The sequence below is a fragment of the Rhizobium rhododendri genome, from assembly GCF_007000325.2.
GTDB classification, from domain to species: domain Bacteria; phylum Pseudomonadota; class Alphaproteobacteria; order Rhizobiales; family Rhizobiaceae; genus Rhizobium; species Rhizobium rhododendri.
In genome coordinates this window covers 3,625,527-3,641,099 of sequence record NZ_CP117267.1, presented here as the reverse complement: position 1 = coordinate 3,641,099, position 15,573 = coordinate 3,625,527, and the positions used below count along the sequence as shown (strand labels likewise).

The window sequence follows — 15,573 nt, the reverse complement described above, 5'->3', positions numbered from 1 at the left end:
CTACTCGAGATCAGGCGATGACGGGATAGCCTAGCGACGCGGCATCGCGTGCCAGTTCGGCGAGACGCTGGTAGGCGCTTTCGGGCAGGACCTCGAAACGTCGAAGCGACAGGACTTCCCTGACTTCAACGAGTTCCGTTGCCAAAGCAACCTCATCCAGAACGAGCCTAATTGCCGCTATCTCGTCGTCCGTCGTCCTGATCGACGTGATGAAAGGCAGGCCCGGGCCCTCCGGGGTCTCGGCAAGGATGCGTACATTGGCAAGCCGATCCGGATCGAAGCGGAGCGTGTTGCCGAAGGTGACGCAGTCGATAGCGGCCACGTCGGCCTTGCCGGAGGCGACGGCTTCGATGCTGGCGAGGTGGCCACCGGTCTCGATTACGGAGCCGAAAAATCTGCCGTCTCGCGCAAGCGGTGCGATAGCTGCGCGAAAAAGGTTGCTGCCGGAGTTCGAGCCGGGTTCGTTGATGGCCGCAGTCAATCCGCGCAGATCTTCCAGGCCCGTGGCAGGACTGGTTCCGGCGACGATGATCTTGCTGCGGTTGAGAGGTCCGTTGCAGCCCGGCAGATCATAAACGGGGGTTGCGAGCAGGCGGACACGACCAAGCAGCTTGGTTACGAACGGGAAGCCGCAGGTCTGCGCCACCAGCAGGTCTGGACGCAGCCAGGCCTGATCGTAGACCACAAGCCTGTCCAGATCGTCCGGGACACCATCGAGCCCTAGCTGGCGCAACCGATTTCGGAGATAGACCCATAGTGCGTCGTTGGCAGCAGCAACCGGGGCTGGCGTGGTGTACATGGCTAGGCTTGCAAGGCGCATGGTGCATCTGTCCGACGGCTTCAGGAGCAGATGTGATACACGCCGTTCGAAGCCCTTGACCAGAGGAAACCGTTGCCGGCTACCCTGGACACTCCGGGAAGCAGCTACGCTTCGGCGTTAGAGCGGATAATGGCTTGCAATGTCGGCGCGGGGATGCCCGACCATTCCACGAAACCCTCGAAACGTCTGCGAATTTTTTCGACATGGTTCTGGGCGATGTCGGAAAGCTTGTGGTCGAGAAACGGATTGTCGAAGCGTTGCAATGTCGCGACCACATAGGCCTCCGCCTCGACCTCCATTTCCTTTCGCGCAAAACCCGGAACGACTTCGGTCTCGTAGAGCGACAGGAGGGCGCCTCGGGTTTCCGGATCGCCAAGCATTTCGCGCACGGTCATCGCTTCCGTGCGGCCCTGCTCGATCCAGCGACTGGCGAGATAGGTATGGCCGAGGTTGAGGATGAAGAGTTTGAGTTTCTCGTAAGGCTCGATGTCATCAGCCACGACGATATCCGGATGGACGCAGGGCAAGGCCTGCCCCGGCATCCTTTGTATCGCCCAGAGAGCGTAGGGCTCGGCAACTGCGCCTGCCGGTGACAGCGACTCGGAGACGATGCGGTCAACCAGGGTGTTGCAGAAGATTACTTCCGTAGCGAGCCACGCATTGAAGGTGTCGTCCGCGTACCAGCGGGAGGCAAGTCCGGTCACGATAGCTCGCAACGCCTCGCCATTCCTGCTGATCAGCTCGCAAGGCAGGATTGTCAGACCTGCCCGCCCTGACCCGAACCGACGATGCAGCAAAACCGTCAGTTTTCCGGGGAAGGACACCGGCATATCCGCCGGGAGCGTCGCGGGCTCGAGGGAAATATCGTATCCCCGGTCTGCGGTGTTGCAGATAACCAGTTGGACTTCCTCGACAAACACGCGCTCGACCTCTGCCCAGTCTGCAGATGCGGAGAGTGCCCGCCTGACGCTAGTCACCTGCTGTAAGCGGTCCACCGGGCGGCCCTCTTCAATGCCACGGATATGGACAGGAAAGCCGCTTTCGACGGCGAGCCCCTTGAGGCGCTCGGCGCGCTCGCTTGCACCTGTCGTCTGCACGACGGTAATGGGCCCGAGGGCTTCGCCTTTCTCCATCGCCTCGCTGACGAAGAGATCTGCATGGGCCTGGAGAAAGCGGCTGGTGCCGAACTGCATTATGGGGGTCTTCACTTTGGGTTTCCTTCCTCGCTCGGGGCCTGCGGTATCGATTGCAGCAATGTCTGCCGGGCAGACCTCAGGTGATGACGGCAAGCCTCATCGATACGACCGATGTCGCGCGATTGCAGGGCGTCGATATAGGCCAGATGCTCGGCGATCGCCCTGGCATTCCGTTCCCGGGCCTGTGCCTTGTTCCACTGGTAGTGGTAGTGAAAGACGATGGCGATGACGTCGTAGAAATCGGCGATGAAACGGTTGTTCGAGGCGCGCTGGATCAGCAGGTGAAATTTCTCGTCGAGTTGTGAAAAGTCACGATATCGTTCGTCAAAGTCGGCAAGCAACTCGTCGTGCTCCTTGCGGATGGCGGCAAGGCTTGCCCAGGCCGGATGATCGGCCGGCAGCCGCCCGAATTCCGCTGCCGAGTGCAGCTCGAACATTTCGCGGACGTCAGCCAGTTCCAGCGCGAACTCGCGCGTAAAACCCTTCAGCGTCCAATGGCTGTTGGGGCGTTTCTCTATCAAGCCGAATCGCGAGAAGCGAATGAGGAACTCGCGCACGCTGGTCGTGCCTGTGCCGATTTCGCGGGCGAGTTCCAGCTCGTTGATCTGCATGCCCGGCTGGGCTTCGTCCGATAATATGCGCAGCATGAAGCTGCGCTCGATGATGTCGTGCAGCGAGTTTGTTTCCTGCTCGGGAAACAGATCGGCTGCCACAGGCGGCCGGAGAACCGTCTTCTCGCGTTTGTTCCACTGGATGATACCGACCTCGCTCAGCCGCAGGAGAATTGCGCGCGCAGTGCTGCGACTGATGCCGAGCTGGGCCGCGATATCAGGCTCGGACGGCAACGCGGCATGCGGGACAAGCGTCGCCGCATAGCGATTGAACGCTTCCTTGAACACCGTATTTTGTCTGGCCATGCCGACCCCCTGCTGCCTGCACGACCCCGCGCAGCTCGGCCACCTCTTAGGGCGGCAAAGCTTGCTTGGCCAGTGTAGCGCGCCTTTTCACAAGCGCTTGTTGTTGGCGCATTCTCCCTCGTCAGCGGCATATTCCCCGTTGACTTCAAAATGTTTATTGTAGATAAAAAACAAAATCAATGCGCGATTGCCAATGCAGCAAGCGCTTGGACAGGGAGACGAAGTTGAACAACCAGCCTTGGATCATCTTGTCCAACGGGGACAATGTCGCCGTTGCGACTGCACCGATCGCAGCGGGAACTGCGTTTAGCGGACTGCTGACGACGCGCGAAAAGATCGACCCAGGCCACAAATTCGCGCTGAAGGATCTTGGCTTGGGCGAAGCTGTGGTCAAGTACGGACAGGCAATCGGCCGCACGACGGCAGAGATCAAGGCCGGCGATCATGTGCACAGCCATAACCTCCATTTCGAGAACGACCGGCTTTCCGTGACGGCAGCAGCGGCGCCGGAGCCGGCAACCGAGGCTGAAAAGGCCCGGACGTTCCAAGGCTACCGCCGCGCCGACGGACGAGCGGCAACGAGAAACTATATCGGCATCCTTGCCAGCGTGAACTGTTCCACCACGGTTTGCCGAGCCATCGCAGAAGAGGCAAACCGGACGCTGCTGCCGCACTATGATGGTATCGACGGGTTCGTACCGATCGTCCACGATCAGGGCTGCGGAATGAGCTCGACCGGCGATGGCATGCATATCCTGCACCGGACACTGGCCGGCTACGCGCGTCACGTCAATTTCGGTGGCGTGCTGATGATCGGGCTTGGATGCGAGGTCAATCAGCTGACGCTCTACGGTCAGAGCGGTGCCGGTGCCAGCAAGCGTCATTTCAACATTCAGGATGCCGGTGGTTCGCGCCGTGCCGTCAATCTTGCCATGGGCGTGCTCAAGGAAATCTGCGAGGAAGTGGGCACCGCTCGCCGCGAGCCGATCTCCGTCAGCGAGATCATCATCGGCCTGCAGTGCGGCGGCTCGGACGGCTTTTCCGGCATCACCGCCAATCCTGCACTGGGGGCTGCGGCAGATATCCTAGCTGCTGCCGGCGGCACCGCCATTCTGTCGGAAACCTCGGAAATCTACGGCGCAGAACACCTGCTGCGCAGCCGGGCGGTGAGCGAAGAGGTCGCTGCCAAGCTCGATGCCAAGATCACATGGTGGGAAAAGTATGTCGCCTTGCACGGCGCATCGCTCGATAACAATCCGTCGCCCGGCAACAAGCGCGGCGGCCTGACGACTATCCTCGAAAAGTCGCTTGGCGCCGTCGCCAAGGGTGGCCGGTCACCGCTAACAGACGTGTATGGCTATGCCGAACGGGTCACCGGACGCGGCTTGGTGTTCATGGATACGCCCGGTTACGACCCCGTATCGGCAACCGGACAGGTTGCCGGTGGCGCCAACATGATCGCGTTTACCACTGGACGTGGCAGCTGCTTCGGATCGCGACCTGCTCCGTCATTCAAACTGTCCAGCAACTCCGCGCTCTACAAGGCGATGGAAGAGGACATGGATATCGACTGCGGCACGATTGCCACCGGCGAGACGACCATCGAGGCCAAGGGCCGCGAGATCTTCGAGCTGATCATCGAAACGGCATCGGGCAAGAAAACCAAGAGCGAAGCCTTCGGCTATGGCGACAACGAGTTTGTGCCTTGGCATTTGGGTGCGACGCTTTAAGACTGAAGATCTGCAATCGTCTGAGGAGAGATGATGAACAGGAGGAAAATCGGCAGGACGGCGCTCGAAGTCACCGAAATCAGTTTCGGTGCCGCGGCGCTCGGCGGTCTGTACCGCGCCTGCCCACGCGATCAGGCTATGGAGACATTGCAGGCGGCATGGGATAGCGGCATCCGCTACTTCGACGTCGCACCGTGGTATGGCCTCGGCCTTGCCGAGCGCTATGTCGGGGATTTCCTGCGCGACAAGCCGGATGGCAGCTACGTATTGTCGACCAAGGTCGGCCGATTACTCCGGCCGGTGCCGACCGGGACGGTCCCCGACTACAGCTATGTCGACCCGCTCTCCTTCGATGCTGACTACGACTATTCCTACGACGGCATCATGCGTTCGGTCGACTTCAGCTATGCACGCCTCGGCCTCAACCATATGGACATCCTCTACGTCCACGATATCGGTGCCTACACCCACGGGCGGGCCGCAAACGAACATCATCTCGGACAGTTGCTCGGCTCCGGACTGAAGGCGCTGGAGCAGCTGAAATCTTCAGGTGCCATCTCCGCCTACGGTCTCGGCGTCAACGAAGTTCCGGTCTGCCTCGACGTCATGCGCGCCGCCCCGCTCGACTGCATTCTTCTGGCCGGACGCTACACGCTGCTTGATCGCTCGGCAGTAGCGGAACTGATGCCGCTCTGCCGGACAGCGCAGACCTCGCTTGTCATCGGCGGAGTGTTCAACTCCGGCATCCTGGCAACGGGGCCGGTTCCCGGTGCAAATTTCGACTATATGCCGGCGACGGAAGAAGTGATCGAAAAGGTCGCAGCGATGGAAGCCATAGCCTCGAAAAGCGGTGTTCCCCTGGCGGCACCGGCGCTGCAGTTTCCGCTGCAAGATCAGCTCGTTGCGTCGGTGCTGATCGGCACGGGAAAGGCTGCAAGCCTGCATCGCAATATGGAAAACTTCGCGCAGCCGGTTCCGGAGAGCATCTATCCGCAATTCGAGCCCTACGTGCTGGTGGCACCGCCGCTGGGAGAAGATGCTGTGCGGGTGTAGCGCTGCACAGATTACCGGGCCGAAAGCGCCACAACGACTATTTGGAACATATATTCCATCTTGACACCTTCGTGGAATTTATGTTTCGTTGAGACAACTGGCCGTGGGGAGACGGCCTTGGAGAGGGAGGAAAAGGTACGGACGCCGTCCGTTTTTCAAAACAGTTCGAGCCACCATTGGCGGACACGCCGGACGCGGGCTCCCTTTCGCGTCAAACAATCACGAGACTACCGAAAAAGGTCGTCCGCATGCGTTCAGCGGCGCGATTTATCTGGAGGAGAACGCACCTGAGAGGAGAACTCACATCATGAAATCCATTCTTTCCCGCCGTGCATTTGCCGCCCTTGCCGGCGCTGCCGTCCTTGCCACAGCGATACCTGTCACGTCCTTTGCAGCCGAAGTGACGATCCCGATCATCGTCAAGGACACTACGTCCTTCTACTGGCAGATCGTGCTCGCCGGCGCCCGCAAGGCCGGCAAGGATCTCGGCGTCAAGGTGCCGGAACTCGGTGCCCAGGCTGAAACAGACGTCAACGGCCAGATCAGCATCCTGGAAAATGCCGTTGCCGGGAAACCCGCTGCAATCGTGATCTCGCCAACCGAATCCAAGGCGCTCGGCAAGCCTGTCGATGAAGCCGCCAAGGCGGTTCCGATCATCGGTATCGATTCCGGTGCCGACTCCAAGGCGTTCAAGTCGTTCCTGACGACAGACAACACCCAGGGCGGACGCATTGCTGCCGACGGTCTTGCCGCTGCCATCAAAGGCATGACCGGCAAGGAAGAAGGCGATGTCGTCATAATCACCAACACACCTGGTGCCGGCTCCCTCGAGCAGCGCCGCGCCGGCTTCCTGGATGAAATCAAGACCAAGTATCCGGGCCTCAAGGTTGTTGCTGACAAGTATGCCGACGGTCAGGCGACCACTGGTCTCAACATCATGACCGACCTGATCACGTCTAACCCGAAGATCGTTGGCGTCTTCGCCTCCAACCTGATCATGGCGCAGGGCGTCGGCCAGGCAATCGCTGAAAACAAGCTCGGCGAAAAGGTCAAGGTCATCGGCTTCGACAGCGACGACAAGACGATCGGCTTCCTCAAGGACGGCGCCATTGCAGGCCTCGTGGTTCAGGACCCCTACCGGATGGGCTATGACGGCATCAAGACCGCACTCGCCGTCTCCAAGGGTGAAAAGGTCCCCGCTACGGTCGACACAGGTGCCAACCTCGTCACCAAGGCAAACATGAGCGATCCGAAGATCGATGCGCTCCTGAACCCGAAGCTGAAGTAACAGCCATCACCGGAGGCCGCGCGGACACCCGCGCGGCCTTTCCACCCAAAGACAAACCGACTTTGAAGAAATGCGAAAAGCGCCTTTGAAAGGCGTTTGATGCAGTGGAGAGGATAGGACCATGGCCGGATTGGAAGAGGTCAGTCATCGCCACGATGACAACGCCGCCCTCAAGGAAGCAAACCGTGTTCCGCCGGGATCACCCATTCTCGAACTGAAGGCGCTTCAAAAGAATTACGGCTCGGTACAGGCCCTGAAGCCCGCGACACTGACATTCCTCGCCGGCGAAATCCACGCCATCGTCGGGGAAAACGGCGCCGGCAAATCGACCCTCATCAAGCTTCTGACCGGCGTCATCGGCAGGACGTCGGGCGAAATCGTGTGGTGCGGACATCCGGTCGCGCTGGCGACGCCGAACGAGGCGATCGAGCGCGGCATCAATGCCGTGCATCAGGAAGTCGTGCTGTGCCAGCACCTTTCGGTCGCAGCCAACCTGTTTCTGGGCGACGAAGTCAGCCGCTTCGGCGTGATGCGCAAGAAGCAGATGGAGACAATGGCGCAGACGGTGCTGAACGACCTCGGCTTCGGACTGCCCGCCGCAGCGCCGCTGAATTCACTGACGATCGGCCAGCAGCAACTCGTTGCCACGGCGCGTGCGGCGATGCGTGGTACGCAATTCCTGATCTTCGACGAACCTACCGCCTATCTGACGCGGCAGGAATCGGCCCAGCTTTTCAAGCTCATCCGCCGCTTGCAGGCCGAGGGCGTCACCATCGTCTATATCAGCCATCGCATGGAAGAGGTGTTCGAGCTGGCCGACCGCGTATCGGTACTGCGCGACGGGACCCACGTCGGCACGCGCCTTATCGGCGAGACGAACGACGAAGAGCTGATCACCATGATGATCAACCGCTCCATCGAGCAGATCTACCACAAGGAAGAAATCCCGATCGGCGAGACGATCCTCGACGTTCGTGGCCTATCCGGGCCGGGCTTCAAGGATGTTTCGCTGACAGTCAAGGAGGGCCAGATCGTCGGCCTCTACGGGCTGATCGGCGCTGGCCGCAGTGAATTCGTACTCGGCCTCTATGGCCGCGAGAAGACAACTGCCGGTGAAATCCACTGGAAGGGCAGCAAGGTCGACATCAAGAACGAGCGGAGCGCCATGGCGCTCGGCATTGCGCTTGCCCCAGAGAGCCGGCGCGACCAGGGCCTGTGCCTCAATCTGCCGATTGGCCTCAACATCAACCTGCCGGTATTCCAGCGCCTGAGCATGGGGCCTGTCATCAACCGCAGCAAGGAGGCTGCCAATGCCGACAAGCAGATCCGCGACCTCAGCATCAAGACGCCTACCCGGCGCGTGCCCGCCGCCAGCATGTCGGGCGGCAACCAGCAAAAAGTGGTGATCGGCAAATGGCTGAGCCACGGCGCCAAGCTGTTCATCTTCGACGAACCGACCGTCGGCGTCGATGTCGGCACCAAAGCGGAAATCTACCGGCTGTTCGCAACGCTTCTGAAGCAGGGAGCGGGCATCATCCTGATTTCCTCATACCTGCCGGAAGTCTACGAGCTGGCAGACAGGCTGCACGTCTTCCGTAGCGGCCAACTGGTGGCAAGCCATGATTTCCATGCCGCATCGCACGAGGAAGTCCTCGGCGAAGCCATCGGCGCGTGAGACATAAAGATTAAGGGAAGAATTCGATGACAGTTACTCCTACAGAAACCGTAGCGCCCGTCCCCCGCAAGCGGATGAACATGCTCTTCAGCCTGACGCTGATCGGATTGCTGTTTTTCCTCTGGCTGGTGCTGGCCTTTGCGACCGACAGCTTCTGGACGTCGCTGAATATCAGCAACCTGCTGCGTCAGGGCTCGATGACCGCAATCCTGGCACTCGGCCAGACATTCGTGATCATCACCTCCGGCATCGATCTCTCGGTCGGCGCCATCGTCGGCTTCGCCGGGGTCATCATCGCCTGGTTGTTGCAGGCTGGTTTTCCGGTCTGGGTGTCGATCATCATCACGCTGCTGTTCGGCACGGCGATCGGCGCCTTCCACGGCTTCGGGATCGTCCGCATGGGCTTGCCGCCATTCATTATCACGCTGGCGACGCTCACTTCGCTGCGCGGCATAGGCCTGCTCATCACCAACGGCTCTTCGATCAACATCACCAATGAAGCCTTCAGCAACTTTGCCCGCGCGGATTTCCTCGGCGTGCCGAGCCTGTTCTGGATGGTTATCATCATGGCTGTGCCGGCCTTCGTCTTCCTGCACCTCAGCCGCTGGGGCCGCTATCTCTTTGCCGTCGGCTCCAACCCGGAGGCGGCGCGCCTTTCGGGCGTCAATGTCAGGGGCATGATCTACCTTGCCTATATCCTCTCGGGCACTTTTGCAGCCTTCGTGGGCATTCTGCTTGCCTCGCGTATCGCTATCGGCAATGCCACCCAGGCCGACGGTTGGGAGCTGCAGGCCATTGCCTCGAGCGTTATCGGCGGCACAAGCCTGTTTGGAGCCGTGGGCACGGCCTACGGCCCGCTGATCGGCGCCTTCATCCTCGCCACCATCAACAACGGTGCCAACCTGCTCAACCTGAATTCCTTCTGGCAGCGCGTCATCACCGGTTTCCTGATCATCCTGATCGTCTATTTCGACCAGCTGCGCCGGCGTCGGGGTTAATTCCCGGGCCGTCCTGAGACTTACGGCGCCAGCAGGGCATCCTCGTCGGTCGCGACCTGGGATTGCCGCTGGCGCCGCAATACTGCACGCTCTGCCCGGACCCTGGCGGCAAGCAGCAGCGAGAGGAAGAAGCTGTCGAGGCTGGCATTGTATCCGACACGGCCCTCCACCATGCCGCCGACGATGATGAGAAAGGCGCCGATTGCGCAGAGCCGCGCCTCGAAGGTCCTTTTCTGGAACGGCAGGACGAAAGCTACGTAAAAGAGCGCGGACACGAACAGAAACAGCCCGACCACGCCGCCGTCGCCGACTACTGCGATGAAAATGTTATGCGGCTGGCGAATGGAGCCAAGCGCGGCCAGTTGGTAGAACAGGTCTTCCGTCACCGGAGACACGGAGGTAAAGGCCCCGGGACCTTGCCCCAGGAACCAGTGGTCTACCACGCGGGCGAGATAGGCCATCCAGATATCCGTTCGTCCCGTCAGCGTGGCATCGCGACCGAATGCGCCGGTAATCGGGACCCAAAGGAAATAGACGCCCACCGCCAGCAGCAGGACCGTGCCGATCAGCGCCGCCGATCCGATAAAGGGCGACAGCCGCGACCTCGACATGGACATCAGCAGCACATAGTAACCGATGGCGGCAAAGGCGACGGCAAGCGACCCCTTCGAGTCCGAGCCGACTAGGCAGATGGCGGCAACCAGAAACAACAGCAGGCTTTTCCAGCGGCCGACGGCCTTCGAGAAGAAAAAGGCGAAGACGGCGGCCCACATGGCAAGGGCGCCGAGATAGTTCTTCTGCTGGAACGCTCCCTTCCAGACGCTGGCGCCGCCGTAGACCTCCGTGCCGGCTTTCGGGACAGCGATGACCAGCACGATCGACAGGATGAGGATTACGGTCAGATAGCGTGACATCACCCGGGCCATGAGGTTGGCAGGCAAGAGCAGGCCGATAATGGTGCCGCTGAGCGCCATCAACAGCCAGAAGATCTCGATGCGAAACGAGTTGATGAACGAGTAGCCCTGGATGCCGGAGATCATCCCCATACCGACAAAAGGCAGGAACGGCATCAGTGCCGTGCCGACAGCTTTGTAGGAATGGGAGGTGAAATAATAGAAGATGGCGATGCTGATCGACAACCAGACACCATAGCGGAAGGGCACGCCGAAGGGCTGGACGCCCTCCAGGTCTTCCTGCGTCAGATCCACCCCGCCCCAGTACCAGGCACCGGAGAACTGGATCAGGCAGAGAACGAGCAGCACGACCAGCCCGAGCCTTACCAGCACGGGCAAGTCGCGCTCTTTCATCGAGACCGGTGTGTAGACGTCTTCAGCCATGTAGGCCTGCGTCATTTACTTGCTCCCGGGTGTGGCAACCCGTCGATCTGGTAGGCAGCAATCTTGTCGATCTGGAAGGCGGCAGGCAGCGGCGTTTCCGCATCCGCCACACCGACCATCTTGCCGCCGATTGCCAGGTTGACGATCATGTACATCGGTATGTCATAGCCGGGTGGTGTTGTCAGGACCTGTACGGGCTTGCGATCGATATACCAGGTCAGGCGATCCGGCTGCCAGAGCACACCGAAGGTATGGAAACCCGTGGTCGCCTGCGCAAAAGGCACACGGCAGCCGGAATGCTGATAGGCGCCGGTACCGCCGGCCTTCCAGTGGGCGGTCATCACCATCTTGTCGGACTGCTGGCCGACAACCTCGAGAATATCCAGCTCAGGCGGCCATTTGTTCTTGTCGGTCGGCAGCAGCCAGAAGGCCGGCCAGAGCCCCTTGCCAGCCGGGATCTTGGCGCGCATTTCGAAATAGCCGTAGGTCTGGGAGAACGACTGGCGGGTCGTCAGCACACCCGAAGTGAACTGGTAATTGTAGAGCGCCTGCTTGAACTGATCGGGGGTACGGTCGCCTATGATCGAGAGCACGCCGTCCTTGATCTTGAAGGGATTGATACCGACCGGCTTCTGTCCCTGCCCCTTGTAGCCCGGATCGACGTAGATTTCCTGCTCCTTGTTGCCCTGCAACGTGCGCTTTGTCATCCAGCTGTAGTCGCCATCGTAGTGCGGCGTCCATTTCTTGTCGGAAAGGTCCAGCTTGTCGAAATTGTCGAAGAAGGTGCGGGTGAGGTGCACGTCCGGCACGTCGCCGGTGGCGGTCGCCGGCTGGCATGTCGCGGTCGCCGGCTTTGAGGAAACGGGCAAAGTTATCGTCTCCTCCGCGGCCCAGGCCTGGGCGCCAAAAGAGACGAAGAGCAGACCGGTGGCGAAAGCTTTCAGAGGGCTGTGGCTCATGGGGTAATCCTCGATGATTTTCGACTTCAGTGAGGCATCAATTCCGGTGCAACACGGCGGGCAAGGACAACGGATCCCGACGCAGTCAGATGGCCATAGTCCCACTGCATCGGCACGCCGGAGTCGGTGGTCGTCTGACATGTGGCTGTGCCGGGCGGGCAGAGCAGGTCATAAATCGAAACGTAGGTCGCACCTGTTGTCTTCAGAGCAGTGGCGAACTGTTCGTCGATAGTCTTCATGGCGGGCACCCGCCTCTCCTGGGCAAGGTCTGCCGATCCCCAGAGCGCCTGCGTGGTCAGAAGGCGCGCCAGTCCGATCTTGTATTCCGGGATCGGCCCGAGAACGTAGACCCGGCTGCCGAAAGACTTGAGCCGATCTATGGTCGCAAGCAGGTCCGGCAGGTCGGTTGCCACCCAGCGTGCCGAGATGATCACGGCCTGAGGATGCTGTTTGCCGAGCGTGTCATAGATACCTTCCATAAAGGCGCGACAATTTTTAAGCCCGTTGCCCGAGATCAGCGGCTTGCAGCCCGACGACGTCGCTTGCATCAGATTGACGTCGGTCATCGTCTTGCTGAGACCGCTCCACCAGTGGGCACCGTGGCTGTCACCGATCAGAACGTAATTCGGCTTTGTGTCCGAAAAGCGAAGGCAGGACTGCGTGTCGTAATCGGCCGGCGTCTGCAATTCGCCATCGAGGAAACAGGTACCACGGCGGTAGGCAGCACGGTCATCATATTGCAGGTAGGTCGCCAGCCGGTCGACCTCGGGCGAAAAGCGCAGCGGCAGGCCGGACGCCACGATGCACCAGAGGCCGAAGACGATACCGAGCGCCGAAATCGCGAAATTCGCGATCCACAGCCGCCTTGGCGGCACGGCAACACGATCACGGGCAGGCTGCTCGACGAAACGCCAGGACACATAGGAAAGAACCGCCGTAATTGGCGCGACGATGACAATGTCCTTAGGCTCGAGCGGCCTCTCGACAAACAGATGATAGAAGACGGCAACCGGCCAGTGCCAGAGATAGAGCGAATAGGAGAGCAGGCCGATGAAGACGATCGGCCTGAGCGACAGGAGCCGGCTGACAAGGGTTGCCGGACCGGAGCCGGAATAGATGACCAGCGTCGCCCCGAGCACCGGAGCAAGGGCTGTCATGCCCGGAAAGGCCGTCGTCGGCTTGTAGAGGAGACCGGCGGCAAGGATCAGAAACAGACCCGCCGCGCCGGCACCCTCGCGCAGGATGCGCTGCGGAAAGACGGGGATCTTTGCCAGCGCCAGCAGCGAACCGGCCAGCATCTCCCAAAATCGCGGCGGAGAGAAATAGAAGGCCGCTGGCTGCTGCGTGTGCATCAGCCAGAGCGCGAGGCCGAAGGAAAGGACAGCCATGACGGCGATAGCTGCAGTGACGAAACGCGGCAGGAAGCGATAGAGGCCGAGCAGGAGCAGCGGAAAGAAAATGTAATATTGCTCTTCGACAGCCAGCGACCAGGTGTGCAGCAGCGGCTTGGTCTCGACATCGCTGAGGAAATAGCCGCGAAAACCGTAGAAGTAGAAGTTGGAAGTGAAGGTCAGCGTCGAAATGATGCTTTTCGAGTAGTCGATCAGTTCCGACGGGTAAAGCAGCACGAAGGCGGCGACGGCCGACGCCACCAGCATGAAGGCAAGCGCAGGAAAGATGCGCCGTACGCGCCGCTCATAGAATTTGATGAAGGAGAACTGGCCGGCCAGCATCTCGCGGCTGATGATGCTGGTGATCAGATAGCCGGAGATGACGAAGAATACATCGACCCCGACAAAACCGCCGCGAAAAATACCTGACTGAAAATGGTAGAGGATCACCGACAAGACAGCGACGGCACGCAGGCCATCGATATCGCCGCGATATTTCACATTGCTCATTCCGCACTCGTTCCTTGACGTTGCCCAGGGCCCGATCTCACGATCGAGCGCTTACCCTCACCACGTCCGCTCGAATGAATAGACATCGGCATCGCTGCGCACGCGCAGCACCTTGGCCGGCAAGCCGCCGACAATGACGTCGCTCTCCGGAAGTCTTTTCGTGACCACCGCACCCATGCCGACGATCACCCGGTCGGCCACACCGCTGCCTGGGGCGAAGCGTACGGCGGTGCCGAGGAAACTCTTTTCGCCGATGACGATGTCACGGTTCATCGTGCCCGCGCCGTGCGTCAGGAATTGCGAGGCAAAGCCTGCGACCCAGGTGCCGTCGCCGATGGAGATGCTGCCAAGAATATCGAACAGGTGGCTTTCGTTGATCAGGCAATCGCGCCCGGTCTCGAAGCTGCGGGCATAGCCCATATGCGCCTGGCGCGGATCGGCAGCGGCGTCACCGCATTCGAAGCGGTTCCACCGGCCGATAAACGTGCCTTCGCCAAGCGTCACCGAAATGGGGCCCACGAAGCTTGTGCCGCGGCGAATGATGACATCGGGTCCGCAAGAAAAGCGGTCGACAGCGATGATCACGCCGAAGCCGATGCTTGCCCCCCGGCCCAGGCTGTAACCCATCAGCATACGGTATGCTCCCGCGCGCAAAGCCTTGTGAGGCAAGCGCGAGATGAGCATGGCGAGAATCTTGCGGGATCGGTTCATGCTGTTTCCTTGAAACTAGGCAACTTGCGGATCCAGGACCCGGCCGCTGATTGTCGCGATGGCTGCACGTCTTTCCGCGATGGGCAGCGGGTTCGTCGATTGGATGTGGACGGCAATATTTTCCGGCTCCATGGCCGCAATGATCGCCTCGACGTCGATCACGGCATCCGGCGACCAGACGGAGTTTGCGAGCTTCATGTCCTTGATCGGGCGCGGTTCGGCGACGGCGGCGATCTCGACGACGTATTCGCCGTAGAGAATGTATTCCGAGACGGTCTTGGCCTTGGCGATGGCGCGCTGCCAGTCCGGGCCCTTTGCCGACTGGATGCGTCTAATGAGCCCATCGAGGGTAGCGCGATCCCAGGGGATCAGCTGGCCGATATAGTTGAAATGCTCGGTCTCCCGGGGCTTGCCGACGCCGAGAAGCTCGTGCGCCGTCTTTCTCCAGAGCCGGTGCGTATCGAGATCGCGACCCCTCACATGCTGCTGCAGGATGAGCTGGCCACCGCTTTGCAGCGCTTCGAGCGAGAACGGGCGTACCAGGAAGACATCGCTGTCGGCAAAGATGAAGACGTCGGCCTTGGTAAGATCGCCCGCGCAGAGCTTGACGATCTGCTGCACCAGCCAACCGCTTATCCGTCCGACGCCGGGCAGATAATACTGCTCGCGGAGGCGCAGCGTCTTGCCGAATGGCAGCTTGATGATAGTCGGCACGGGAAGCCTGATGAACCCGTGTGGCCGCAGGATGCTTTCGCGCGCCATGACCCGGCGACGCGGCCCTTGCAGCGAGGCGAACAGCTTCATGTCGCTTTGGGGCACGATGACCAGGTGCTCGAAGTCGAACTGGCAGAAAGTATCGATGCTCCGGCAGAGGTCGACGGCGTTCTCGAAATCGTTGCGATAGGACGGCGTGATGATGGCGACCTTGGCGTTAGTCATGGATGGCTCCCGATAGCGTGTGGGTCGTGGCCGTATGAAGATAGCGAGC

General features: G+C 60.5%; 13 protein-coding genes. 5 read left to right on the top strand and 8 right to left on the bottom strand.

Translation table 11 applies throughout. The features are described from left to right. Positions 1–10: 10 nt before the first annotated feature. The 3 genes from PR018_RS17580 to PR018_RS17570 form a co-directional block, all read right to left on the bottom strand. Positions 11–820, bottom strand: coding sequence for a phosphate/phosphite/phosphonate ABC transporter substrate-binding protein (locus PR018_RS17580; RefSeq protein ID WP_142823784.1), 810 nt, complete (start codon positions 818–820; stop codon positions 11–13). A 104-nt stretch (positions 821–924) separates the two neighbouring features. After that, positions 925–2,028 (bottom strand): mannitol dehydrogenase family protein, encoded by a 1,104-nt coding sequence (locus PR018_RS17575; protein WP_142823783.1) that lies wholly within the window; start codon positions 2,026–2,028, stop codon positions 925–927. Beyond that, positions 2,025–2,933, bottom strand: a complete 909-nt coding sequence (locus PR018_RS17570; protein ID WP_142823782.1) for a GntR family transcriptional regulator — start codon at positions 2,931–2,933, stop codon at positions 2,025–2,027. The genes PR018_RS17575 and PR018_RS17570 overlap by 4 nt, the downstream gene beginning before the upstream one ends. A 224-nt stretch (positions 2,934–3,157) precedes the next feature. Here PR018_RS17570 and PR018_RS17565 point away from each other — a divergent pair, with 224 nt between their 5' ends. The 5 genes from PR018_RS17565 (at position 3,158) to PR018_RS17545 (ending at position 9,677) form a co-directional block, all read left to right on the top strand. Beyond that, positions 3,158–4,663, top strand: coding sequence for a UxaA family hydrolase (locus tag PR018_RS17565; RefSeq protein WP_161990927.1), 1,506 nt, complete (start codon positions 3,158–3,160; stop codon positions 4,661–4,663). 33 nt (positions 4,664–4,696) lie between these two features. Beyond that, positions 4,697–5,716: an aldo/keto reductase gene (locus PR018_RS17560; RefSeq protein WP_142829097.1), complete on the top strand. Its 1,020-nt coding sequence runs from the start codon at positions 4,697–4,699 to the stop codon at positions 5,714–5,716. 307 nt (positions 5,717–6,023) lie between these two features. Further along, positions 6,024–7,004 carry an ABC transporter substrate-binding protein gene (locus PR018_RS17555; RefSeq protein ID WP_142823779.1) on the top strand — a complete coding sequence of 327 codons (981 nt, stop codon included), beginning with the start codon at positions 6,024–6,026 and terminating at the stop codon, positions 7,002–7,004. Between the two features lie 121 nt (positions 7,005–7,125). Continuing rightward, positions 7,126–8,679: a sugar ABC transporter ATP-binding protein gene (locus tag PR018_RS17550; RefSeq protein WP_142823778.1), complete on the top strand. Its 1,554-nt coding sequence runs from the start codon at positions 7,126–7,128 to the stop codon at positions 8,677–8,679. A 26-nt stretch (positions 8,680–8,705) separates the two neighbouring features. After that, on the top strand, positions 8,706–9,677 hold the full coding sequence (locus tag PR018_RS17545) for an ABC transporter permease (protein WP_142823777.1): 972 nt from the start codon (positions 8,706–8,708) through the stop codon (positions 9,675–9,677). A gap of 20 nt (positions 9,678–9,697) precedes the next feature. Here PR018_RS17545 and PR018_RS17540 read toward each other — a convergent pair whose 3' ends face one another. The 5 genes from PR018_RS17540 to PR018_RS17520 are packed head-to-tail and all read right to left on the bottom strand — an operon-like array spanning position 9,698 to position 15,524. Further along, positions 9,698–11,029, bottom strand: coding sequence for an O-antigen ligase family protein (locus PR018_RS17540; RefSeq protein WP_142829095.1), 1,332 nt, complete (start codon positions 11,027–11,029; stop codon positions 9,698–9,700). Then, positions 11,026–11,973, bottom strand: coding sequence for a glycoside hydrolase family 16 protein (locus PR018_RS17535; protein ID WP_161990926.1), 948 nt, complete (start codon positions 11,971–11,973; stop codon positions 11,026–11,028). Before PR018_RS17535 ends, PR018_RS17540 begins: the two co-directional genes overlap by 4 nt. Positions 11,974–11,999: 26 nt before the next feature. Beyond that, on the bottom strand, positions 12,000–13,874 hold the full coding sequence (locus tag PR018_RS17530; RefSeq protein WP_142823774.1) for an acyltransferase family protein: 1,875 nt from the start codon (positions 13,872–13,874) through the stop codon (positions 12,000–12,002). Positions 13,875–13,931: 57 nt separating this feature from the next. Then, on the bottom strand, positions 13,932–14,585 hold the full coding sequence (locus tag PR018_RS17525; protein ID WP_142823773.1) for an acyltransferase: 654 nt from the start codon (positions 14,583–14,585) through the stop codon (positions 13,932–13,934). A gap of 15 nt (positions 14,586–14,600) precedes the next feature. Further along, entirely contained in the window at positions 14,601–15,524 is a 924-nt protein-coding gene (locus PR018_RS17520; protein ID WP_142823772.1) for a DUF6492 family protein, read from the bottom strand. Between the last annotated feature and the right edge of the window lie 49 nt (positions 15,525–15,573).